Source organism: Methylovulum miyakonense HT12 (genome assembly GCF_000384075.1).
Classification (GTDB): Bacteria; Pseudomonadota; Gammaproteobacteria; order Methylococcales; family Methylomonadaceae; genus Methylovulum; species Methylovulum miyakonense.
Window position 1 is genome coordinate 103,087 of sequence record NZ_KB913025.1, and the last position, 23,437, is coordinate 126,523.

At 51.2% G+C, this 23,437-nt stretch carries 19 protein-coding genes; 13 read left to right on the plus strand and 6 right to left on the minus strand.

The window, feature by feature from the left end; translation table 11 throughout:
• Position 1: 1 nt before the first annotated feature.
• The gene (gene speD, locus METMI_RS0100545) at positions 2-808 is read left to right on the plus strand and encodes an adenosylmethionine decarboxylase (protein WP_019864203.1); all 807 of its coding nucleotides are present in this window, start codon (positions 2-4) and stop codon (positions 806-808) included.
• A 299-nt stretch (positions 809-1,107) separates the two neighbouring features.
• Here speD and METMI_RS0100550 read toward each other — a convergent pair whose 3' ends face one another.
• From METMI_RS0100550 to METMI_RS0100560, 3 genes are all read right to left on the minus strand, one after another.
• Positions 1,108-2,307, minus strand: coding sequence for a (Fe-S)-binding protein (locus METMI_RS0100550; protein ID WP_019864204.1), 1,200 nt, complete (start codon positions 2,305-2,307; stop codon positions 1,108-1,110).
• Positions 2,300-2,794: a hypothetical protein gene (locus tag METMI_RS0100555; protein ID WP_019864205.1), complete on the minus strand. Its 495-nt coding sequence runs from the start codon at positions 2,792-2,794 to the stop codon at positions 2,300-2,302. The genes METMI_RS0100550 and METMI_RS0100555 overlap by 8 nt, the downstream gene beginning before the upstream one ends.
• A gap of 96 nt (positions 2,795-2,890) precedes the next feature.
• Positions 2,891-4,297 carry an APC family permease gene (locus METMI_RS0100560; protein ID WP_019864206.1) on the minus strand — a complete coding sequence of 469 codons (1,407 nt, stop codon included), beginning with the start codon at positions 4,295-4,297 and terminating at the stop codon, positions 2,891-2,893.
• A gap of 240 nt (positions 4,298-4,537) precedes the next feature.
• Here METMI_RS0100560 and METMI_RS22855 point away from each other — a divergent pair, with 240 nt between their 5' ends.
• A complete protein-coding gene (locus METMI_RS22855) occupies positions 4,538-5,851 on the plus strand; it encodes a L,D-transpeptidase family protein (protein ID WP_019864208.1) in 1,314 nt (437 codons plus the stop codon).
• 189 nt (positions 5,852-6,040) lie between these two features.
• Here METMI_RS22855 and METMI_RS0100575 read toward each other — a convergent pair whose 3' ends face one another.
• Positions 6,041-7,393 (minus strand): sensor histidine kinase, encoded by a 1,353-nt coding sequence (locus METMI_RS0100575; RefSeq protein WP_019864209.1) that lies wholly within the window; start codon positions 7,391-7,393, stop codon positions 6,041-6,043.
• Complete coding sequence (locus METMI_RS0100580) at positions 7,386-8,057, minus strand: response regulator (protein ID WP_019864210.1); 672 nt, start codon at positions 8,055-8,057, stop codon at positions 7,386-7,388. The genes METMI_RS0100575 and METMI_RS0100580 overlap by 8 nt, the downstream gene beginning before the upstream one ends.
• A gap of 127 nt (positions 8,058-8,184) precedes the next feature.
• Between METMI_RS0100580 and METMI_RS22860 the strand changes: the two genes are divergently transcribed.
• Positions 8,185-9,771 (plus strand): SulP family inorganic anion transporter, encoded by a 1,587-nt coding sequence (locus METMI_RS22860; RefSeq protein WP_019864211.1) that lies wholly within the window; start codon positions 8,185-8,187, stop codon positions 9,769-9,771.
• 27 nt (positions 9,772-9,798) lie between these two features.
• On the plus strand, positions 9,799-12,006 hold the full coding sequence (locus METMI_RS0100590) for a bifunctional SulP family inorganic anion transporter/carbonic anhydrase (protein ID WP_019864212.1): 2,208 nt from the start codon (positions 9,799-9,801) through the stop codon (positions 12,004-12,006).
• Between the two features lie 207 nt (positions 12,007-12,213).
• Here METMI_RS0100590 and METMI_RS0100600 read toward each other — a convergent pair whose 3' ends face one another.
• Entirely contained in the window at positions 12,214-12,621 is a 408-nt protein-coding gene (locus METMI_RS0100600) for a winged helix-turn-helix transcriptional regulator (RefSeq protein ID WP_019864215.1), read from the minus strand.
• A 120-nt stretch (positions 12,622-12,741) separates the two neighbouring features.
• Here METMI_RS0100600 and METMI_RS0100605 point away from each other — a divergent pair, with 120 nt between their 5' ends.
• From METMI_RS0100605 to carB, 9 genes are all read left to right on the plus strand, one after another.
• A complete protein-coding gene (locus METMI_RS0100605) occupies positions 12,742-13,368 on the plus strand; it encodes a glutathione S-transferase family protein (protein ID WP_019864216.1) in 627 nt (208 codons plus the stop codon).
• A gap of 190 nt (positions 13,369-13,558) precedes the next feature.
• Positions 13,559-13,837 (plus strand): type II toxin-antitoxin system RelE/ParE family toxin, encoded by a 279-nt coding sequence (locus METMI_RS0100615; RefSeq protein ID WP_019864218.1) that lies wholly within the window; start codon positions 13,559-13,561, stop codon positions 13,835-13,837.
• 12 nt (positions 13,838-13,849) lie between these two features.
• The gene (locus tag METMI_RS0100620; protein ID WP_019864219.1) at positions 13,850-14,152 is read left to right on the plus strand and encodes a HigA family addiction module antitoxin; all 303 of its coding nucleotides are present in this window, start codon (positions 13,850-13,852) and stop codon (positions 14,150-14,152) included.
• Between the two features lie 131 nt (positions 14,153-14,283).
• A complete protein-coding gene (locus METMI_RS0100625) occupies positions 14,284-17,721 on the plus strand; it encodes an AAA family ATPase (protein WP_019864220.1) in 3,438 nt (1,145 codons plus the stop codon).
• A gap of 147 nt (positions 17,722-17,868) precedes the next feature.
• Positions 17,869-18,999, plus strand: coding sequence for a glutamine-hydrolyzing carbamoyl-phosphate synthase small subunit (gene carA / locus METMI_RS0100630; RefSeq protein WP_019864221.1), 1,131 nt, complete (start codon positions 17,869-17,871; stop codon positions 18,997-18,999).
• A gap of 205 nt (positions 19,000-19,204) precedes the next feature.
• The gene (locus METMI_RS0100640) at positions 19,205-19,573 is read left to right on the plus strand and encodes a hypothetical protein (protein WP_040572752.1); all 369 of its coding nucleotides are present in this window, start codon (positions 19,205-19,207) and stop codon (positions 19,571-19,573) included.
• A 47-nt stretch (positions 19,574-19,620) separates the two neighbouring features.
• Positions 19,621-19,878 (plus strand): type II toxin-antitoxin system RelB/DinJ family antitoxin, encoded by a 258-nt coding sequence (locus tag METMI_RS0100645; protein ID WP_019864224.1) that lies wholly within the window; start codon positions 19,621-19,623, stop codon positions 19,876-19,878.
• The gene (locus METMI_RS0100650; protein WP_019864226.1) at positions 19,878-20,147 is read left to right on the plus strand and encodes a type II toxin-antitoxin system YafQ family toxin; all 270 of its coding nucleotides are present in this window, start codon (positions 19,878-19,880) and stop codon (positions 20,145-20,147) included. Before METMI_RS0100645 ends, METMI_RS0100650 begins: the two co-directional genes overlap by 1 nt.
• A 36-nt stretch (positions 20,148-20,183) precedes the next feature.
• A complete protein-coding gene (gene carB, locus METMI_RS0100655; protein ID WP_019864227.1) occupies positions 20,184-23,402 on the plus strand; it encodes a carbamoyl-phosphate synthase large subunit in 3,219 nt (1,072 codons plus the stop codon).
• Positions 23,403-23,437: the final 35 nt, after the last annotated feature.

Genomic DNA, 23,437 nt, shown 5'->3' on the forward strand with positions numbered 1-23,437 from the left:
TTTGAACAAATTGCAATTACACGGCTTTAACAACCTGACGAAGTCGCTTAGCTTTAATATCTATGACATTTGTTATGCACCAGCCGAACAACAACAGGCGTACATCGAATATATTGACGAAGCCTATAACGCGACCCGTTTGACGCAAATCCTTAAGGATGTTGCGGAAATCATCGGCGCCCAAATCCTTAACATCGCCCATCAAGATTACGACCCGCAAGGGGCCAGCGTGACCATGTTGATTTCCGAAGGCGATGTGGCCCCTCCAATGAGCATGAACAGCCAATCCCCAGGCCCCTTGCCCGACACCGTGCTGGCGCATCTGGACAAAAGCCATATCACCGTCCACACCTATCCGGAAAGCCATCCTGACAACGGCATCAGCACTTTCCGAGCCGATATTGACGTGTCAACTTGCGGACGCATCTCGCCCCTAAAAGCCCTAAATTATTTGATCCACAGCTTTGAATCTGACGTCGTGACCATGGATTACCGCGTACGGGGCTTCACCCGCGACATCTCCGGTAAAAAACACTACATAGACCACAATATCACATCAATACAAAATTACATCGCTAAAGATACCCAAGAAAGTTATCAAATGATCGACGTCAACGTCTATCAAGAGAATATTTTCCACACCAAAATGATGCTCAAAGAAACTGAACTTGAAAACTATCTGTTTGAGAAAGAAAGCAACTTGAGCAAAACTGAAAAAGCGGAAATCCAAAAGAAATTGCAAAAAGAAGTGACTGAAATTTTCTACGGGCACAATTACCGTAAAAAGAAGATAAAAGTCGCCGACTAAGGCCAATAGCCCCACCCAGTGCCGGCCATTCTCCTGGGGTAGATTTTAAACGCCCCGTACCCGAACCAACCCATATCCGCTTAGGGTAGCGGGGCTGTTGCAAACCAGCCCCCTCCCCTGACACAAAACCCTCATCCATTTATTGCCATACCCGTCACGGTTGAAATCACTTTCCAGCCATAACCCGTCATTCCGGCAAGGATTGCAGGAAGCCGTTAGGCTACAAAACAGCTTGTAAAGCACAAAGCGAATCCGGTTTAGGTTTTTCACCCCCCCAAAAGGGAAGCGGCCGACTTGAGCTACAACTGCCGGGCAATCAACACCACCGGATGCAGCACCTCCAGCCTAAGCCCCCGCTCCCGCAATCCGGCCGCAATATGCAAGGCGCAACCAATATTTGAGCTCACTAGCGTTTCCGGCCGCTTTTGCAAAGCGCTTTCCAACACATCACTTAACAATGCCTCCGCCATCTGGGGATGGTCTAGCATATAGCTGCCGGCCGAACCGCAACATTGCACCGTGTCCGGCAAGGGTATGAGGGCTATTTCAGGGATTTGCCCCAGCAACTTGGAAACGCCTTGTTCCGTGCGCAGGACATTTTTTAAGGAGCAGGGCGTATGGATGCAGACTTTTTCGGGCAATGGCTTTAATTTTCCAGACAACATGCTGGAAAATTGGCTTAAAAAATGGCTTATGTCCATCACCTTATCCGCGAAACCACGCTGCTGGCATTCCCGCAATTGGCCACCGCAACCGCTGGCGATGCTGATAACCGCGTCCAATTTTTGCCCGCCGAAAGCGCTGGCATTGGCTTCCGCCAGGTGTGCGGCGGTAGTTTGGTCGCCGTCATGCAAAGCCAAGGCACCGCAACAAACCTGCTGTTTGGGCACATGCACATCAAAACCTACGGCGTTCAAAACAGCAATAGCCGCCCGGACTGTTTCCTGATCCAGCCATTCCCCCATGCAGCCCACGAACAGGCCAACATCACCTTGTTTATCCGTAGTTGCCGTATAAAGGTTTTCCAAGCCCATTGGCCCATGCCAAGCGGGCAACAAGCGGTCAAGCGCTTGAAGGCGCAGCAGCCTTGGTAACCCCAGCAACCTGGCCGTTTGTTGCAAAGGGCTGGTTTGATAAAGGCGCATGGTTTTTTGCGCAAAACGCCGGGCGCTTTGGTTGTGGGCCACTTTTTTTATGAGCGACACCCGTAACGAGCTTTTCCGTTGATGGGAAACCTGGCTGCGGAAATTATCAACCAAACGGCCATAAGGCACGGCTGCCGGACAGGCACGCTCACACGAACGGCATAGCAGGCAATTGTCAATGTGTCCCACCAGCTTGTCCGAAGCTTCCAGCTTCTGCCCGGCCCAAGCCTGGATCAAGGCAATGCGCCCGCGTGGCGATTCGTTTTCGTTTTGGGTATGTGTATAAGTAGGGCAATATGGCAAACATAAACCACATTTCACGCAGAGATCCGCGTCAGTCAATAAGTCATTCATGGTCTTGGTTTGCCAGTGCAACCATAAGCCGTTCGTATTCATCCAGTTTCGGGCGGTATAAATACAATCCTAGGGCTGACATCAGGGTGAAAATAATTAAAGTGTTAAATGGGTCGCCGAGCAAGAACATGATGAGGCCATAAAGGCCTGGGCTTTGTATCAACGACACGGAAACAACCACAGTTTGCAAATAGCGTTTTTTGGCCACTTTCCCATAAGCCACGTTCCCGATGGGCATGGTTTGGTTGAGCCTTAACTGGACATGCCGCAACAGATTGGTGAACGGGAAGGCCACAATACCGATGCCGTAAAGCACCGTCCTGATCCATTCCCGGGTGGCTTCCGGGAATGGTTGCTGCTGTAAATCTGCGCCCAATATCTGGCATACCAGCACTATGGCGGCCAACACAACGGCGGCCATCACCACGATAAGCCAAGGCAACCCAAGGTCAGCTTGCAAACCTTGGCGGTCAATACGATGCGGCATAATGAGTCCTGTAACAATAAAGATGAGGCGGGGTAATTTTTTGCCAGCTTAAGGAATGCAAAGCCGGCTATGATAACAAACCCGGCAGCGATTGCCTTAAGCCCCTTTTGCCAATTTGCTGTGGTGTATTGAGTACACAAAGTAAACGATCAGCCCTATCACCAGCCAGACCACAAAACGTAACCACGTTATCATCGGCAAAAACGCCATTAACGCGCCGCAAGACAACATGCCCATCAGCGGGAACAACGGGCTAAAAGGCGTCCGGAATGGGCGCGGCAAATCGGGCTGGGTGACCCGCAAGACAATGGCCCCTAAACAAACCAGCACAAATGCCGCCAAGGTGCCGATATTGACCAATTCGGCCAATTCGCCCAAAGGGATAAAACCCGCTATCAATGAGATAACGACGCCACAGAGCACAATCACCCGCACCGGGGTTTGCGTTTTTGCATTGACCTGGCTAAAAAATGGCGACAGCAAACCATCCCGTGACATCGCATAAATGATCCGCGTCAAGCCGTAGTACAACACCAACATCACCGTGGTCAACCCGGCGATGACTCCCGTAGAAATTAACGCTGAAGCCCAATTAAAACCCAGCAAGGTCAGGGCGTGGGCGACTGGCGATGAGACATTCAATTCCTTATAAGGGACCACACCGGTCAATAAGCCAGAAACCAAGATGTACACCACGGTGCAAAAAGCCAGCGAGCCAATCAAACCAAATGGCAAATCCCGTTGCGGGTTTTGCGCCTCTTCCGTGGCGGTTGACACGGCATCAAAGCCGACATAAGCGAAAAAGACCAAGGACGCGCCGGCCAGAACCCCGGTCGTCTTGCCGTCCGGCAAGGTCTGGAACCAGCCAAACGGCATGAACGGCTGCCAATTATCGGGATTGACATTAAAGGCCGCGACACAAATAAAGATAAAAATAGTGGCCAGCTTAACGATCACCATCGCATTATTGGCTTTGGCACTGTGTTTTACGCCCATAATCAACAAGCCCATCAACAGCAAAATAATCCCTGCGGCGGGCAAGTTGATAAACCCGCCCAATTGCGGCGCCTTGGTCAAGGCGTCCGGCAAAGCAAAGCCCATGTTGGTCAAGGCATTATTCAGATAACCCGACCAGCCATTAGCCACCGCGGCGACAGAAATCGCATATTCCAGCAACAAATCCCAACCGATGATAAACGCGGCAATTTCACCAAACGCAGCATAACTGTAGCCGTAGGCACTGCCACAGCCGCCGATGGCCGCCGCCAATTCCGCATAGGATAAGGCGGCAAAAGCACAGGCAAAGCCCGCAATGACAAATGAAAGGATCACCGCAGGGCCGGCTTGTGTGGCGGCGGCGATGCCCGTCAGCACAAAAATGCCGGTACCGATAATCGCACCAATTCCCAGAAAAGCCAGATCCCACGCCGACAGGCAACGCTTCAGCCCATGTTCAGCCTGTTCGTGTGAAATGTGTTTAGTACGGAAAATTTGCAGTGACATAATAAATCCCTGTAGATTGAAGATAAGCGATTATAACGCATACCCTAATGAATATTGGTTTAGCAACGGCCTAGCGGGCGAAAACCCGCCATACCAACCAGGCCGGCCATGGTTTAAAGCCGCATATCATGATAAAATGCAGCCGATTCAATCAGCTAACTCTTTTTCAATACCCTTCAGCAACACCAGCCGCTACCCGGCTGATGTTATCTTCACCATCCCACTTGAGAAACTATCTTGATGAAAACATGCAAACTTTTTGCCTCTACGCTATTATTTTGCGTCGCCGTCGGCAATACTTATGCAACCACCTACACTTTGCCGCCCACTCCAGGGGACACTGTCATCACGCAATATCATGACGATGTGGCGTTAGCCCGCGCCGAACAAGATGAAACCCTGCTGGATTTCGCCAGACGCTTTTTGTTAGGCCAAACCGAAATCGTCAGGCTGAATCAGGATGTGGACCGCTGGCATGTCAAAAAAGGTGAAATTGTCCGCTTGTCCAACAAGCGTATTTTACCGAATACCCCGCATGAGGGTATCACCCTGAACATTTCCGAATACCGCATGTATTATTACCCCGCGGGCCAACCCGGGGTGGTGATGTCATTTGCCCACGGTGTCGGCCGGCAGGATTGGAAAACACCGTTAGGCAAAACCAGCGTCGCCCGCAAAGTCAAAGACCCGTCTTGGCACCCTCCTGAATCCATCAGGCGCGAACACGCCGCCAATGGCGACCCGTTGCCGGAAATAGTGCCGCCCGGCCCGCACAACCCGCTCGGTGCTTACGCGTTGTACCTGAACCTTCCTGGCGAATACCGGATCCACGGCACGGACATCGACAAAATCTACGGCATCGGCATGCAGATCACCCACGGATGCGTGCGCATGTATCCGGAAGACATTGAAGAACTGTACAAGACCGTATCGGTGGGGACACCGGTATACCTGGTCAAGCAACCGATCAAAGTCGGCTGGCTGGACAATGTCCTCTATATCGAAGCCCATCCCGATCTGGAAGGTGAAGAAATGACCTTGGACCAGCGTTATGCCGTGGCATTGGACTTGATCCAAAAAGCCAATAACAATGAAATACCCGACTTTGACCAAACCATCCTCAATGAAGCCCTGAAAAAGCTCGACGGTGATCCGGTCGCGCTGTATGAACGCCTGCCGCCACTGGAAGAGGTCACGCCATCCGCGCCAGATAGCATTGTTGCCCCCTTGCCTGTGCAATTGCCTGCGACCAAGCCCGCAGCCGCCAAATTTTTGCCCGCCAAGGGCAAACCCACAGCCGCCGCTAAACCGGCAGTGGCCAAGCTTGGGAAAACGGCCAAAATTGCAAAAACCAAACCTGTCACCGCCAAACTGGCAAAAGGCAAGGCCACTGCAACAAAAGCCGTTATCGCCAAACAGGCCAAAACCAAAACAACCGCCGCTAAAACCCCGGCGGTAAAACAGGCTAAAACCAAAACCGCGGTTAAACCGGCCAATGTCAAGCAGGCGCAAAACCGCAAAGGTTCGCCCGGTGGTTATTATCACGGTTCCTAAGCCTTGGCTGCTCCCCAAAAATATCCCAGGGTTGCCGCCACACCACCACCAGGGAGTGGCGGACAGGAATGCCGCCACTGGTTTCGGACGCCAGCACCATCCCTGCCGGAATGGTGTTGAATAGAAAATGGCCTTAAGTTAACCGGCCGGTTTAATATGGCGTGTCCGGCATCCGTTGGTTAACGGGGATCATGGGAATAACAACCGGACACACGTCCCCCCTACCCCGCCCAGCTTAAGCTGGGCGTTATGCAGTTCGGCGATTTCCTTGACGATTGCCAAACCCAAACCACAGCCATCACCAGGGCTGCCGGGGATGCGGTAAAAACGCTCGAACACTTTGGCGGTTTCCGCTTCCGGTATGCCCGGCCCGTCATCCATCACCGCCAAGCTTGGGGCGGGTTCCCGCGCCAACCTGACCGTGACCTGGCCTTTCCCGTAAGCCAGCGCGTTCTCCAATAAATTGACCAGCAATTCGCGCAACAGCACTTCATCGCCTTGCACAAACATCGCCTCTTCCGTGCTTTCAAAACTGATGTCCATATCACGCTGCAAGGCCTTGGGAACCCATTCCATACAGGTCTTTTTTGCCAATGCGCACAAATCAACCGGATATAATTCATATTCGCCACCGATAGGTTCTGAACGGGCCAGCACCAAAAGTTGGGCGGTCAAGTGCGACATACGGTCGGCACTGCTTTGCACTTGCATCAAGGCCGGTTGCATGGCGGCGATGTCTTGCTCGCGCAAAGCACGTTCCGCCTGTAATTTCAGGCCCGCCAGCGGTGTCCGCAACTGGTGGGCGGCATTGGCGATGAAACGTTGCTGGGTGGCGATCGCCTGCGTCAAGCGTTCCAGGACATCGTTGATGGTGTCAGTCAAAGTGCGCACTTCCAAAAACACATGGCTTTCAGGGATAGGGCTCAAATCCCGTGAAGAGCGTCCGGCGATATGTTTGGCCAAGGTATGCAAAGGCGCCAAGCCGCGTTTCAGGCCGGACAACAGGTAAATCCCCGTCAACACCACAAACATAATTTGCGGGATCAAATCCGCCAACAAAATATCGGTCATCATGGCGCGGCGTTTGTTCAAGGTTTCAGCGACATGGATAAACACTTTTTCGGACGTGCCTTTCAAAGCCACCCGCATCGACACAATGCGCACCGGCTCACCATACAAAGTGTCTTCAACATAAACCGGCAGCGACCAATCGGTTTCCGTTGACAAGGGTTCCGGCACTTGCCGGTCGCCCGCCAGCATCTCCTGTTCCGTGGAGATGATCTTAAAATAGGTTTTGTCCTGTTCATCCCATTTGAAAATTTCCAGGGCTTCCGGCGGCAATTCGACCACCACTTTACCCTGCCGGACTTTGATTTCCTGGATCAATGAACGGGCGGAATCCAGCAACCAACGGTCATAAGCCTGGTCGACATAATGCACGGTGACAAAATACGACAACACCGCATCGACGATGACAAAAAAAAGCAGCGGGATGACCAAACGGAGCAATATCTCGCTTTTCAGGCTCTTGGCCCTATGCATTGACGCTCTCCAACAAATACCCCAAGCCACGCACCGTACGGATCACCACGCCGTATGGCTCAAGATGTTTACGCAAGCGGTGGATACTGATCTCAATGGCGTTGTCGCTGATGCCTTCACCATCATAAGACAAACGCTGGGCAATCCGGTCTTTGGTGACGACTTTTCCGGCCTGCATCATCAGGATTTCCAACACGCCAAATTCCCGCGCCGGTAAGATAAAAGGCTGCTTGTCCGCCAATATCGCTTGCTGGTGCGTATCCAAGACCAAGCGCCCGACGCGGATATGGCTATCAAACCCACCGTAACAACGCCGGATCAACGCTTGGATGCGCGCCTCCAATTCCCGTAGTTCGAAAGGCTTGGTCAGGTAATCATCCGCCCCCTGCTCAATACCGTCGATCCGGTCATTGACACCGTCCCGGGCCGTCAAAATGATGATAGGCAACGTCACCTTGCGGTGCCGGAAGCGGCGCAATAACTGCAACCCATCCAAATCAGGCAAGCCCAAATCCATGACAATCAGGTCGAAATCCTGGCTTTCCACCAGTTGTCCGGCCGCCAGTGCCGTGGTCGCGCAACTGACCGTATAACCGCCACCACCCAGCGTGTGCAACAAACCATCGGCTAACACGGCATCATCTTCTATCAATAAAATTTTCATCGCTTGAAAGGTACTTGAAAGGTACTTGAAAGGTTACGGCATTAAGATGGTATCCACTAAAAGGCATCTGGACAGCCCCGCAGGGACAAAGGCGCCTGAATTTCCCATACATTTGAGGAGTGGACACATGATACACAAACACGCCCGGTATTATTTACAACATTTAAAAGACGACATTCCGGCTGGCATCGTGGTGTTCCTGGTCGCCTTACCGTTGTGCTTAGGTATTGCCATGGCCTCCGGTGCGCCATTATTTTCTGGACTGATTGCAGGCTTGGTGGGCGGCTTGGTGGTGTCATGGTTAAGCGGTTCGCAGCTCTGCGTCTCCGGGCCGGCGGCCGGCCTCACCGTTATCGTCCTGACCGCCATCGAAACCCTGGGCAGCTTCCAGGCCTTGCTGGTGGCCGGTATGCTGGCGGGCATCATCCAGCTGGCGCTGGGCTATTTAAGGGCGGGCATTATCGGGGCGTTTTTCCCGGTCGCCGTGATTGAAGGCATGTTGGCGGCCATAGGCCTCATCTTGATTATCAAACAATTGCCCCATGCCATGGGTTACCACAACAGCTACGAGGGCGATGAAAGTTATATGAACGAAACCGCCCAATCCAGCATGCAGGAGTTTGTTTCCGCATTTGACGGGGTCACGCCAGGGGCGGCCGTCATTAGCTCGGTGGCGTTGTTGCTGTTAATCCTTTGGAATATGCCGACCATCAAACGCCTGCCGGTATTGAAAAACATCCCTGGAGCCTTGGTCGCAGTGGCTTGGGGAGTCGGTTACCAACTGCTGGGCCTGCATTTTGCCCCCGAATGGGCCGTCCCCACCGAACAGCTGGTGAATTTGCCCGTTTCGGCAAAACCCAGTGATTTCCTGAGCCATTTCACGCTCCCGGATGCCGGTTATTGGGCGCATTTGGCCAACCCCAAGGTGTATGTCACCGCCGTGACCATCGCCATCATCGCTAGCCTGGAAACCTTGTTGAGCCTGGAAGCGACCGATAAGCTCGACCCGCTGAAACGGTTGGCACCGACCAACCGCGAACTCAAAGCGCAAGGCGTGGGCAACCTGCTCAGCGGTTTTCTGGGCGGCCTGCCCATCACGGCGGTGATCGTCCGTAGTGCCACCAACATCAATTCAGGCGGAAAAACCCGCATCGCCTCGTTCAGCCATGGCGTGTTTTTGTTATTGAGCATCTTGTTCCTGGCCCGCTACCTGAACTTCATCCCGTTGGCCTGTTTGGCGGCGATTTTGCTGCATACCGGTTATAAACTCGCCAACCCGGAGATTTTTAAACATTTTTATCAAAAAGGCATGAACCAATTCCTGCCTTTTATCATAACTGTCGCGGCAATCTTATGTACGGACTTGTTGATGGGCATGGCCATCGGCTTGGTCATTGGCGTGTTCTTTGTCATAAAAACCGATTACCACAGCGCCATTACGTTGATACAAGAAGGTAACAAAATCACGTTGGTATTGAACAAAGACGTCTCCTTTATCAACAAGGCCCTGCTCAGGAAACTGATCTTGCGTATCCCGGAGAACAGCAATGTCACCATAGATGCCAGCAAAGCACGGTTTATCGACCATGATATTATGGAAACATTGGAAGAATTCCTCACCACCGCACCGGACGACAATATCAGCGTGGAAGCAATCGATTTATATGGAAAAGAAAAAATGCGTGATTACCAAACCATCGTCATCAAAAATTGACCCGAAAGAACCAGAGGATTTTGCACCATGCTTGACAAACACTTGGCCAACCAGAGCAATGTTTTTGCCAATTTAAAAGATGATGTCCCCGCGGGCATCGCCGTTTTCTTGGTCGCCCTGCCCCTTTCGTTGGGCATAGCCTTAGCTTCGGGCGCCCCGCTATTTTCTGGCCTGATCACGGGCATTGTCAGCGGTTTGTTGGTCGCCCCTTTAAGCGGCTCGTCATTAGGCATTAGCGGCGCGGCGGCGGGGCTGGCCGTGATCGTGCTGTCGTCCATACAGGAATTGGGCTTCCATGCCTTTTTATTGGCGGCCGTCATCGCCGGTTGTTTGCAAATCTTCATGGGTTTGGTCAAAGCCGGCACCATTTCCTATTACTTCCCGTCTTCGGTCATTAACGGCATGGTGGCGGGTATCGGCGTCATCCTGTTCCTTAAACAAATCCCCCATGCCATCGGTTATGACCGTGATTTTGAAGGTGATTTCCGCTTTGTGCAGACCGACAGTTATTCTTCGTTCAGTGAATTGCAGCACATGCTGGCATTCGCCTCGCCAACCGCCATGTTCATTGCGTTTATATCGCTGGCCATCTTGGTTATCTGGGAGCAACCTTTTATTAAACGCTATCGGTTTTTCCAATGGTTCCCAGGCGTCTTAAGCACCATTATCGCCGCCATCACCATCAACCAATTATTGCTGGAATACGCGCCAGACCTGGCTTTAAGCAACGGCCATCTGGTGACCCTACCCATTATGGACAACCTAGGGGATTTCATCAGCCAGCTCAACGCCCCTGATTTTGGCGCGGTTACCCGTCCTGACGTTTATTTGGTTGCCGCCACGCTGGCGATCGTCGCCAGTCTGGAGACCTTGGTTGCCGTGGAAGCGGTGGATAAGCTCGACCCTTACAAAAGGACAACCCCTGCCAACCGTGAACTGATCGTCCAAGGCTTAGGCAATATCGGTGCCGCGTTGCTGGGTGGCTTGCCGATGACCCAAGTCATCGTGCGCAGTTCGTTCAACGTGCAATCGGGGGCCAAAACCAACGCCTCAGGTTTCATCCATGGCGTGTTATTGCTGCTGACCGTTGTGCTGATTCCCGAAGCCTTGCACAAAATCCCCCTCGCTTGCCTCGCGGCGATTTTGCTGGTGGTTTCTTACAAAATGGCGCGACCCCGCATTTTCAAAACCATGTACCAAGCGGGGGCCTACCACTTCATCCCATTTTGCGCGACCATTCTCGGCATGGTGCTGACCGATATTTTGCAGGGCCTGGCCATCGGCCTGACCATCGCCTTGGTGTCCATCTTATTGGAAAACCATAAAAGTTCGTTCTATTTCCAAAAAATGCATATCGGCAACAAAACCATCCTGCGCCTGTCAGAACACGTTTCGTTTCTGAACAAAGCGAATATCCGGCAAACCTTGGAAACCTTGCCCGCACACTCGCAAGTCGTCATTGATGCCACCCGTTCAAAATACATTGATTATGATGTCTATGAAATGCTTGAAAATTTCCGGCAAGAAGCCCCGCTCAAGCACATTGGGTTGACCCTACAAAACCTGCGCGGCTACGGTTCCCTGCCACCGGTGACCAACGCCAGGCCCCAAACCTATGATTCGCAACAATCCTTGACCCCGGCCAAGGTGCTGGAAATCCTCAAGGAAGGCAATGAGCATTTCGTCAATAACCTGGAATCCAACCGTAACTTGCTGGAACAAGTCAACGACACCCGCCAAGGGCAATTCCCCATCGCCATCATTTTAAGCTGCATGGATTCGCGCACTTCTGTCGAGCTGATTTTCGACCAAGGTTTAGGGGACATATTCAGCACCCGGGTGGCGGGCAATGTCATCAATGACGACATTTTGGGCAGTATGGAATTTGCCTGCAAAATCGCAGGCTCGAAGCTGATTGTGGTGCTGGGGCATTCGCATTGCGGCGCGATCAAGGGGGCATGCAACCATGTGCAGCTCGACCACCTCACCGTGCTGCTGGACAAAATCCAACCTGCCGTCCAGGCCGTTGAGGCGGAAACGGGCAATACGGCCAACGCGGAGAACTACGGGCTGGTGCAACAAGTGGCCGACAAAAACGTCTTGCTGACGGTGGAAGAAATCAAGAACCGTAGCCCCTTATTAAACGCCATGCTGGCAAGCGGCGAAATCGGCATCGTCGGCGGGATGTACTTTATTGAAACGGGGAAAGTGCAATTTTATTCTGCGATGGGGTAGGCGTTATTTGTTGTCCACGAAATACACAAAAAGCACGAAAGTTATGAAGTTTTTTAACCACGAACTGTATAAAGGCTTGAAATGGCAAACATCCGTGTTTTTCATGGTCCAAACCGGAAGCTATGGTTTTCTAAGCGGATAAGGTTTAGATGATCTTTTCGTGCCTTTCGTGTGTTTCGTGGACATCTATCTTGCGGACACCAAAAACTAAGCCAACTCTTTACCCCGTTCCTGACGCTTCAACAAATCCTCGGGTTTAGCGGTAAAAAAACCTTCCGGCGGCTCGCCACATCCATCAACATGCTTTTGTGTCCACATCACCAGATGCTGGAGCACCGGCAATAAATCCGCACCTTTAGGCGTTAAAAAATATTCATAACGCACGGGCTTATCCTGATAAGGCCGCTTCACCAACAAACCGTTTTCTTCCAGTTCGCGCAAGCGGCTGGCGAGGATGTTGGTGGGGATGCCTTCGGGTGAAGACTGGAAATCGCAATACTTGCTTTTGCCCAAACACATGTCGCGGATAATGATGAGGCTCCATTTGTCGCCGATGAATTCAAGGGCGATTGAAAGCGGGCATTTTGAGCGGTAACTTTGGGGTTCTGTTTTCATGAATCACTTAAAACATCAGGCATAAATAGGCACTTGTAAAAAACAAGTTTATATGTAAAAATCCACTAACTTGCAATAAGCAAGTGATAAAAATCCTTTTCTTCCCAGGAGGCACACCGCATGAAACTGTATTATTTCCCAATTTCCCCAAACTCCCGCCGTGTCATCGCCGTTTTGCACCACTTAGGTTTGGATTGTGACCTGCAAGTTGTAGATTTAAGCAAAGGCCAGCAAATGACCCCGGAATTTTTGAAATTAAACCCAAACCACATGATCCCTACGCTGGTTGATGGTGATTTTGTCCTCTGGGAATCGAATGCCATTATGCAGTACCTGTGTTCAAAAGTGCCAGATAATTCGTTACTGTCAACCGATGCTAAGGTAATGGCCGATATCAACCGCTGGCAATTCTGGCAAGCCTCCCATTTTGGCAGGGCGTGCGGCACGTTTATTTTTGAGAACATCATTAAAGGCGCGTTGAACCTGGGTGAACCGGATGCCCAAGAATTGGTGAAAGGGACGGAAAATTTCCACCGTTTTGCAAAAGTCCTGGAAGAACATTTGACAGGCCGTGAATGGCTGGTCGGTAACCACTTCACGCTCGCGGATTTCTCTGTCGGTTCATTTCTGGACTTGGCGGTGATGGCGCAATACCCGATGGAAGGTTATGTGGAAACCGCCCGTTGGTATAACGCCATTGAGCAAATCCCGGCTTGGCAAAGCTCTGCGCCTGCGAAAGTTTCTTAAGCGAGTCAGCAAAAATAGGGGTGCAACTTTGTTTGCACCCCTTTTGAGGTAAGCCAAATTCCGACTGGAACATTCTTGCCAAATATTTCAACCGTCTTTAATTGCTTTTTCATCGGCACAGGTTTGTTTTCCGAAATAAGCCATCAAAAATAGCATTGAATTGCCAGATGCCAGGCTATACACTCACACCATGATTAAATCTTTCCAGCACAAAGGCTTAAAAGCCTTTTTCGAATCGGGTAGCAAAGCCGGAATAAGACCAGAACACGCGCCCAAACTCACTCGAATCTTGTTGCGTCTGGACATCGCAAAAACCGCCAATGACGTCAATTTGCCTGGCTGGCGTTTACATCCATTGACCGGAAGTCTTGCGGGGCATTTTTCAATTGTCATTAACGGCAATTGGCGAATAACATTCAAATTTGAGGATGAAGACGTTGTTCTCGTCGATTATCTTGATTACCACTAAGGACAAGCCAACATGAGCCAAATGTATAATCCACCACATCCGGGTGAAACTTTACGTGAAGACGTTTTGCCCGCCTTGCAACTGACCATTACCGAAGCCGCAAAACAGCTTGGTATTACCCGAACCTACCTATCACGGGTACTAAACGGCAAATCTTCACTTTCACCTGAAATGGCCTTAAGGATTGAGAGCTGGCTGGGGATAGAAAATGGCGGCCGGGCTGATTTATGGTTGCAGCAACAAGCCGCCTATGACCTTTGGCAAGCCAGGCAAACCGGAATTCCCCGTATCCCAAGAGCGGTCATCCGACATTGATCTTTGTTATCGCTGGCAAAAACCCAAATCCCCTTTCCCCATGCGATAGTTTGATAAAAAGCCCCGACGCGGCGTTATAATGGAAAAATTACGAGAATTCCAAAGCGGCCGCCCGGCAAAAGTATCAAACCATGAAAATACTTTCCCTTTATTTTAGAAATATCAATTCCTTAGTCGGTGATAGCCGGATCAGTTTCACGCAGGGCGCGTTTGCCAATGCGGGGGTTTTTGCGATCACAGGCGCGAACGGTTCGGGCAAATCCAGCATCCTTGACGCCATCACTTTGGCGCTTTACGGCGAAACGTCACGCTTCGACCAACCGGCGGCTTCGGTCATTAGCCAACACACCAGCGAAGCGTATGCCGAGGTGGAATTCAAATTAGGCGACGAAAAATACCAATCCATTTGGCAAGCCCAACGCGGCACGGATGCGGAAGATGTGCAGGCCATTGATATGAAATTGACCCGTTTGTCCGACGGGCAAGTGTTGGCGGGCACGCCTGCCGAGGTATGCCGGGCCATCACCGAATTGACGGGCATGAATTTCCGCAATTTCACCCGCTCGATGCTGCTGGCCCAAGGCGATTTTGCGGCTTTTTTAAACGCGCTGGACAACGAGCGCATGGGCATTTTGGAAACCTTAATCGGCACGGACATTTACACGGATTACCGTAACGAAATTCTGGGCAACGCCGAAAAAGCGCAACAGTCCATTGACGCCATCAAGCAAGAATTGGCGGGTCTTAAACTATTGCCAGCCGAAGCCGTGGAAGCTTCGGAACAGGACTTGCAAGATTACCTAGAGCAAATCCAAGAGCTCAAAGCCGCCCAAAAACATCTCGAACAGCAACAAGCCGCGCTAAAAAACACCGCCCACCTTCAAGCCCAAGTGGTCGACCAGAAAAAACGCCTGAAGGACTTGCAGGCGCAATTGCACACCAACGGGCAATCGCTTGAAAATATTGCCACCGCCAAACAAGCGCTGGCGTACCAGGACGACCTTGCCGCGCTGGACGACAAACAACAATCCCTGCAACAGCATCAAGCAGCCTGGAACACGTTACAGAACGAATTGCAATTCCTGCGGGAACAATTGGGCGACAAGCCCGAAATGCCCGCCCAAGCGTCCAAACGCCCGTTTCCCGAGCAACTTAAGGAAATTGACCGGATCAAGTTTGAAATCAACCAGACCCGCTTGGAACAGCAAGAAACCAGGGCATTGTCGCAAACCCTGGAAACCCAGCTGGCCGAAAAAAAAGCCGCCTTAACAACGGCGGCGGCATGGCTGGACGATCACGCTAACGATGCGTCTTTGCTGGAAAGCTTCCCTGAAACCGCGCGCCTAAAAAAGTTGCGGGCCGAACTCAAAGAACTGGGCGACAAACACAAACAATTCAGCAACGAAACCAAAAAATCCGCCTCCTCATTAAAAAACACAGGTACGGCGCTAAGCAAGACAATTACCGAAATCGCCGAGCTCAAACAAGAGCTTATCGACGAAGGGCAAGCACGGGAAGCCTTGTTGCAAGGCCATCAGGCGGACGCGATTGAAAGCCTGAAAAACGAGCAGCAAGGGCGTGTCGGGCAATTCCAACAATTGCTGGACCTCGCGCTGAATTACCAAAAACTCAGCCAGCCAAGTGGCGGCATTCTTGGGATTTTCGGACGCAAACCAGTTGTTGTTGAGGATGCCGATGAGTTGGCGTTGCAGCTGGAGCAACTGCGCGACACCATCAAACGCGAAGAAAACATCAAGCTGGCCTTGGATGCCGCGCTTAACCGTGAAGCCCTACTGAAAAAACTGCTGCCCGAACGCGCCCATTTGGTGGACGGCAAGCCCTGCCCCTTATGCGGAGCCAAAGAGCACCCGTACCTGAAACACCCTCCCGTTATCGGCAACTCGGTGCAAGCCCTGACCGACCAGCAAATGAAACTGCGCAGCTTGTCGGCACAAACCGACCAGCTCAACAAACGCATCGCCATCGCCCAAAAAAATGCCGAGAAAAACCGCGCGCTGCAAGCGCAACTGGAAAACATCAAAGCCTCCTGGCTTTCGCTGTGCAACCGTCTGAACAAAGCCAGCGCAGATCTGGACATCGACGACTTGCCGGCAATGGGGCACTGGTTGAAGAATGAACAGGAAGAATTGAAAAACATCATCGCCTTAGCCGACCAATACCAGAAAAAAACCGCCAACATTGCCAAAATCAACGGTTTGATTGCCAAAAATGAAGCGGCGGTTGTGCAACTGCAAGAAAACGCCGCACAACTGGACAACAATGGCCAAGGCTTATCCCAGGAATACCTGGAAATTGACGCGGCATTGTCGCAATGCCACCAAGACGAACAGGCCTTGGCAGAAAAAGTGCAGGCACAATTGGCCGCCTTAGGTGAGACCATGCCCGGCAAAGGCAAGGAAGACGCGTTTTTCGACCGCCTCAACGCCCGCCGTCAAGATTACCAAAGCTACGCGGTCCGCCACAAAAGTTTGCTTGACGACATCGCCGCACAAGAAAGCCAATACGCCACCTGCCAAACCGAAGCCAGCCGTTGTGAAGCAAAAATCACCCGCCTGATCGGCCAATTACAGGGTGAGGAGCAAATCGGCGTGCATTTGGCCCTGATAGAAAAACAACGGCTGATTGCCGACAAGGAACAGCTCCTGGCCGGACAAGAAAACCAATTGGCCGCCTTGCAGCAAGGTTTGCAAGCCAAGCTGAAAACCTCGCCTTTCGCCAGTTTGGGCGAATTGCGCAACGCCTTACAATTTTTAGCCAGGGAACCTGAATTCACCCGGCACCAGGCTGAATTGCAGGCACAAATCGCCGCAAAAACACAACAATTGGAGCAATTGTCCGCCGAACTGGACAATGACTTCATGATTGCCGAAACCGCCCCCAACCCAGATGACATTTATCGCCAATTGACCGGGCTGGTAGGGAAAATGGACATGGCGCAACTGGAAATCCAGCGGCTACAAAAACGTTTGGCACAGCAAAACCAGCAACAAGAACGTTATGACGAACTGACGGCGGCATTAAGGCAACGTGAACAGGCAGCCCAACCCGCCCTCGCCGAACGTAGCCTACTGGACAACGAACATGGCATGGCTTTCCGCCGCCGCGTGCAAATCCGCGTGGCGGACAAATTGCTCGCGCATACCAACCGCATCTTGGAAAAAATCAGCGGACGCTATTATTTGCGCTACAACCCAGAACACGCCGGATTGGCCTTGGAAATTGAAGACACTTTCCAAGGCAACGCCCGCCGCCAACCCAAAACCTTATCCGGTGGCGAAAGCTTTGTCGTCAGCTTGGCCTTGGCCTTAAGTTTGTCAGAACTGGCCAATAACAATAAATCGGTGGATTCGCTGTTTATTGACGAAGGTTTCGGTAACCTCGATGGCGACTCGCTCACGCTAGTCTTAAGCACTTTGGAAAACTTACGCGCTTATGGCAAAACCGTAGGCGTGATTTCCCATGTCGACGCCGTCAAAAAACGCATCAAGGCCCAAGTGCAAATGGTGAAAAGGCCAAACGGTTTGGGGATGCTCAAAAAAGCCTCCTAATTTCCTTTAAAAGCCCCTGGCTTAAGCAAAGCCTAAAATTGTTAATGACCAAAACGGCATAATTTTGTATAGTATGTCGGTTAATTTATTGATAACGGGATGCGGCCTTCTGGGCCCGTCCCGTTTTGCATATTTGAGGTAACATAATTGGTTAAGCCTGCTTTATTAGTGTTAGAAGATGGTACGGTTTTCAGTGGCGCCTCCATAGGTGCGGATGGCTGTTCGGTCGGCGAAGTGGTGTTCAACACCGCAATGACCGGTTATCAGGAAATCCTCAGCGACCCGTCCTATGCCCAGCAAATTGTCACGCTGACCTACCCGCATATCGGCAATGTCGGCACCAACAGCGAAGACGATGAATCTATCGGCGTATTCGCCAGCGGCCTGGTGATACGGGATTTGCCCTTGCTGGCAAGCAACTGGCGCAGCGGGAAGTCTTTGCAGCAATACTTGCTGGATCATAACGTGGTGGCGATAGCCGAAATCGACACCCGCAAACTGACCCGCATCTTGCGTGACAAAGGCGCGCAACGCGGGGCGATAGTTGCAGGTAACGAAGTTGACATAGCGACGGCCACGACCGCAATCGCTGGTTTCTCAGGCCTGAAAGGCTTGGATTTGGCGAAAGAAGTCACGACAGCAAATCCTTACGCGTGGACAGAAAGCATCTGGTCTTTGCAGGGCGGGCATCAGGCAGGTGAAAACCTCAGCAAGCATGTTGTCGCCTATGATTTTGGCATCAAACGCAATATCCTGCGCTTGCTGGTCAACCGTGGATGCCGTGTCACGGTCGTCCCCGCCAAAACGCCTGCTTCAACTGTTTTGGCAATGAACCCAGATGGCGTATTTTTATCCAATGGCCCGGGCGACCCGGAACCCTGCACTTACGCGATTGAAGCGATTGCTGAGCTTTTGGAGAAAAAAATCCCTGTATTTGGCATTTGCTTGGGCCATCAACTGCTGGCCTTGGCCAGCGGTGCAAAAACCGAAAAAATGAAATTCGGCCATCACGGCGCAAACCACCCGGTGCAAGACCTCGCCACCGGCCATGTCATGATCAGCAGCCAAAACCACGGTTTCGCGGTCAACGAAGCCAGCTTGCCGGAAAACCTGATCGCCACGCACCGTTCGTTGTTCGACGGCAGCTTGCAAGGCATCAAGCGTACCGATGTTCCGGCGTTTAGTTTCCAAGGACATCCTGAAGCGAGTCCGGGGCCACATGATGTTGAGGGGTTGTTTGATGAATTTATAGAGTTGATGGATGGCGTAAAAGCCTAGATTCACATCAATCTCTAGCTGATGAATCTGTTATTTTGGAACATCAATAAACAACCGCTCTCTAGTGAGCTTAAATGGTTATGTGATTGTTACGATGTTGATATTTCAATATTGGCAGAAAACACTATGAGCGATGCAACACTTCTGCCAGTGATGACTAAATGGCAATCCCAAACTCTTTTTTCGATGATGTTATTGAAGATAATTGCGTAGAAACACCTGTTTCGGTATTAAAAAAATCGCAGAGGAATTAACCAATAAAACAAAAGGGATGTTAATTGGCAAAATAAAGCAAACTGTCTCAAGTGGATCTAATTTTCAGCTTGATTTTTATGTAAAGGCACCAGCTTTAAACAACAGTATTTTGGTTTTTGATGTCTTTCATGATTTAGGTCTTTACCCTTTGACAATAGTTAATCCTCTAGAGCAGGTATATTATGGCACTGAGTTACGTAGCAGAGAATATGAAGTAGAAAAATCCGACAATTTTGAAAATGCACTCAAACAAATATTTTTATCGCATGCAAACAAAAGGGTTGTTAACGGCTTGCTGGCACAAATTAAGTCTGCCTGACAAAGTGGAAATTAAATTAGGTTTTTGAAATAAAACAGGAAAACACCATGTCCCATACTGTTTTACATACATCAATTGACACTGAAATTGATGCTAAAGCTAGATTAGTATTGTCAAATTTGGGCTTATCAATGGATGATGCCATCACGTTGTTTTTAACTAAGGTTGCTGAAAACAAAAATATTCCTTTTTCCATTGACTTACCCAATAAAGAAACTTTAGCCGCTATCGAAGATGCACATAATGGCCGGGTACATCGCTACCCTTCCTTAGATGCGATGTGGGCGGATTTGGATAACGAATAATGCGGGAAGTTGTTTTAACTTCTGCGTTTAAAAAAGACTACAAGCGGTTAAGCCGTTCTGGTCAGCACGATATAAGGCAATTGCAAGAGGTTACTGCGATATTGGCAAACGATGACATCCTTGAAGAAAAATACCGTGACCACGCATTGATAGGAAATTGGCAAGATTGCAGGGAATGCCACATAAAACCTGATTGGCTTTTGATTTATCAATTAAAAGATGACGAACTTATCCTGATCCGTACAGGTTCACATAGTGAATTATTCTAATGATTGGTCATTTTATAAACACATAAAACTCACAACATGCCCAAAAGAACCGATATAAAATCCATCTTATTACTAGGCGCAGGCCCCATCGTCATCGGCCAAGCCTGCGAATTTGATTACTCCGGCACCCAAGCCTGCAAAGCCCTGCGTGAAGAAGGCTACCGCGTGATTTTGGTAAATTCCAATCCCGCGACCATCATGACCGACCCCGATATGGCGGATGCAATATACATCGAGCCTATCGACTGGCAAACCGTTGAGAAAATCATCGAAAAAGAACGTCCAGACGCGATTTTGCCAACCATGGGCGGGCAAACTGCGCTCAATTGCGCCTTGGCATTGGACAAGCACGGGGTCTTGGCGAAATACAACGTGGAGATGATCGGCGCGACCAAAGAAGCGATTAACAAAGCCGAAGACCGCCAGCTGTTTAACGAGGCGATGGCGCGTATCGGTTTTGAAGTCGCCAAATCAAAAACCGCGCACACCATGGAAGAGGCGCTAGCCGCGCAAAAGGAAGTCGGCTATCCGACCGTGATCCGCCCGTCCTTTACCATGGGCGGCAGCGGCGGCGGCATTGCTTACAATAAAAATGAATTTATGGAGATTTGCGAACGCGGCTTGGATTTGTCGCCCACCAATGAATTGCTGATCGAAGAATCGGTGTTGGGTTGGAAAGAGTACGAAATGGAAGTCGTGCGGGATTCTAAAGACAATTGCATCATCGTCTGCTCGATAGAAAACTTCGACCCGATGGGCGTGCATACCGGCGATTCCATCACTGTCGCCCCCGCGCAAACCTTGACCGATAAGGAATACCAAATCCTGCGGAATGTCTCGCTCGCGGTCTTGCGCGAGATCGGCGTCGATACAGGCGGTTCTAACGTCCAGGTGGCGATCAATCCTGTGGACGGGCGCCTGATTGTCATTGAAATGAACCCACGGGTCTCCCGCTCGTCAGCCTTGGCTTCCAAAGCCACGGGCTTCCCGATTGCCAAAGTCGCCGCCAAACTGGCGGTGGGCTTTACCTTGGACGAGTTGCAAAATGAGATCACGGGCGGCGCGACACCCGCCTCATTTGAGCCTAGCATTGACTATGTCGTGACCAAGATCCCGCGCTTCACCTTTGAAAAATTCCCGCAAGCCGATGACCGTTTGACCACACAAATGAAATCGGTCGGCGAAGTCATGGCGATAGGCCGCACTTTCCAGGAATCCCTGCAAAAAGCCTTGCGGGGTTTGGAGATCGGCATCAGCGGCCTGGATGAAATCATCGACCTGAATGCCGACGAGGCCTTGGATAAAATCCACAGGGAAATGCGCCATCCCGGGCCCGACCGTCTGCGCTATGTTGCCGACGCTTTCCGTATCGGCATGGGCCTCACCGAAATCCACGAAGTCTGTAAAATCGACCCGTGGTTTTTGGCACAAGTGGAGGATTTGGTGCTGTCCGAAAAAGCTTTGGCGACCAAAACCTTATCAACGCTAAAAACAGGCGAGCTGTATAAGCTAAAACGCAAAGGCTTCTCCGATGTGCGTTTGGCAAAATTATTGGACACTTCGGAAATCGAAGTGCGCAACACCCGCCACAAGCAAAACATCCGCCCGGTCTATAAGCGCATTGACTCCTGCGCGGCGGAATTTGCCTCCGACACGGCGTACCTATACTCAACCTATGAGGAAGAATGCGAAGCGCGGGTAACTGACAAGGAAAAAATCATCATCCTCGGTGGCGGCCCCAACCGTATCGGCCAAGGTATCGAATTTGACTATTGCTGTGTCCACGCGGCACTGGCCCTGCGTGAAGATGGTTACGAAACCATCATGATCAACTGCAACCCTGAGACCGTGTCCACCGATTTTGACACCTCGGACCGTTTGTATTTTGAACCCTTGACCTTGGAAGACGTGTTGGAAATCGTCCATCTGGAGCAGCCAAAGGGCGTGATTGTCCAGTACGGTGGACAAACCCCGCTCAAACTGGCCCGTGCCTTGGAAGCGGCGGGCGTGCCTATCATCGGCACCTCGCCGGATTCGATAGACTTGGCGGAAGACCGCGAGCGTTTCCAAAAATTGCTTGAACGCTTGCAGCTGAAACAACCGCCAAATGCGACCGCCCGCTCCACCGAGCAGGCGGTCAATGCCGCGAAAGAGCTAGGTTATCCGCTGGTGGTGCGTCCGTCTTATGTGCTGGGCGGACGGGCGATGGAAATTGTCGTCAACGAAGAAGGCTTGCAGCGTTATATGAAAGAAGCGGTGAGCGTTTCTAATGACTCGCCGGTATTGCTTGACCGCTTCTTGGACGACGCCGTGGAAATGGACGTTGACGCCATTTACGATGGCGAACGCGTCCTGATTGGTGGCCTGATGGAACATATCGAACAGGCAGGCGTGCATTCCGGCGACTCCGCCTGTTCCCTGCCGCCTTATGACCTGCCGGCGCATCTTCAAGACCAACTCCGCGAACAAGTTGCCAGAATGGCGGAAGCCTTGGGTGTGCGCGGCTTAATGAACACCCAGTTTGCGATCCAAGGCGAAGACATTTATGTGCTGGAAGTCAACCCTAGGGCTTCCCGGACGGCGCCGTTCGTGTCCAAGGCCACGGGTTACGCGTTGGCAAAAATCGCCGCACGGGTGATGGTCGGGCAAACGCTAGAGCAACAAGGCGTCACCGAAGAACGTATCCCTGATTATTTTTCCGTCAAAGAAGCGGTGTTCCCGTTTGTGAAATTCCCTGGCGTCGACCCTTTATTGGGGCCGGAAATGAAGTCGACAGGCGAAGTCATGGGCGTGGGCAAGACTTTCGGTGAAGCGTTTGCCAAATCACAACGTGCCGCCGGCGTCAATCTGGACCATAGCGGCAAAGTCTTGATCAGTATCCGTGATGGCGACAAAGCGAAAGCGCCCGAAATCGCCCGCATGTTGGTGGCCAAAAAATATGAAATCGTCGCCACGGGCGGAACGGCAAGATACCTTAAAGAGAACGGCATCACCTGCGAATTGGTTTACAAGGTCAATGAAGGAAGGCCTAACACGGTGGATATGATCAAAAATGGGCAAATCCAACTGATCATCAACACCACGATCGGCAAAAAAGCCATTTCCGATTCCTTCACGATGCGCCGCGAAGCCCTACAAAACCGGGTGCCCTATTACACCACCATGGCGGGGGCGCGGGCTGCGTGCTTTGCCTTGGGCGAACTGGATGCGGGGGACGTGTCATGTTTACAGGATTTGCATAAAAGCTTATGTTGACCAAGCGTTTAAGTTAATAAAAAACCAGGACAAAA

Coding starts and splice junctions, on each gene's coding strand:
- METMI_RS0100550 (WP_019864204.1), bottom strand. CDS start 2,307: ATGAATGACTTATTGACTGACGCGGATCTCTGCGTGAAATGTGGTTTA.
- METMI_RS0100555 (WP_019864205.1), bottom strand. CDS start 2,794: ATGCCGCATCGTATTGACCGCCAAGGTTTGCAAGCTGACCTTGGGTTG.
- METMI_RS0100560 (WP_019864206.1), bottom strand. CDS start 4,297: ATGTCACTGCAAATTTTCCGTACTAAACACATTTCACACGAACAGGCT.
- METMI_RS22855 (WP_019864208.1), top strand. CDS start 4,538: ATGAAAACATGCAAACTTTTTGCCTCTACGCTATTATTTTGCGTCGCC.
- METMI_RS0100575 (WP_019864209.1), bottom strand. CDS start 7,393: ATGCATAGGGCCAAGAGCCTGAAAAGCGAGATATTGCTCCGTTTGGTC.
- METMI_RS0100580 (WP_019864210.1), bottom strand. CDS start 8,057: ATGAAAATTTTATTGATAGAAGATGATGCCGTGTTAGCCGATGGTTTG.
- METMI_RS22860 (WP_019864211.1), top strand. CDS start 8,185: ATGATACACAAACACGCCCGGTATTATTTACAACATTTAAAAGACGAC.
- METMI_RS0100590 (WP_019864212.1), top strand. CDS start 9,799: ATGCTTGACAAACACTTGGCCAACCAGAGCAATGTTTTTGCCAATTTA.
- METMI_RS0100600 (WP_019864215.1), bottom strand. CDS start 12,621: ATGAAAACAGAACCCCAAAGTTACCGCTCAAAATGCCCGCTTTCAATC.
- METMI_RS0100605 (WP_019864216.1), top strand. CDS start 12,742: ATGAAACTGTATTATTTCCCAATTTCCCCAAACTCCCGCCGTGTCATC.
- METMI_RS0100615 (WP_019864218.1), top strand. CDS start 13,559: ATGATTAAATCTTTCCAGCACAAAGGCTTAAAAGCCTTTTTCGAATCG.
- METMI_RS0100620 (WP_019864219.1), top strand. CDS start 13,850: ATGAGCCAAATGTATAATCCACCACATCCGGGTGAAACTTTACGTGAA.
- METMI_RS0100625 (WP_019864220.1), top strand. CDS start 14,284: ATGAAAATACTTTCCCTTTATTTTAGAAATATCAATTCCTTAGTCGGT.
- METMI_RS0100645 (WP_019864224.1), top strand. CDS start 19,621: ATGTCCCATACTGTTTTACATACATCAATTGACACTGAAATTGATGCT.
- METMI_RS0100650 (WP_019864226.1), top strand. CDS start 19,878: ATGCGGGAAGTTGTTTTAACTTCTGCGTTTAAAAAAGACTACAAGCGG.
- carB (WP_019864227.1), top strand. CDS start 20,184: ATGCCCAAAAGAACCGATATAAAATCCATCTTATTACTAGGCGCAGGC.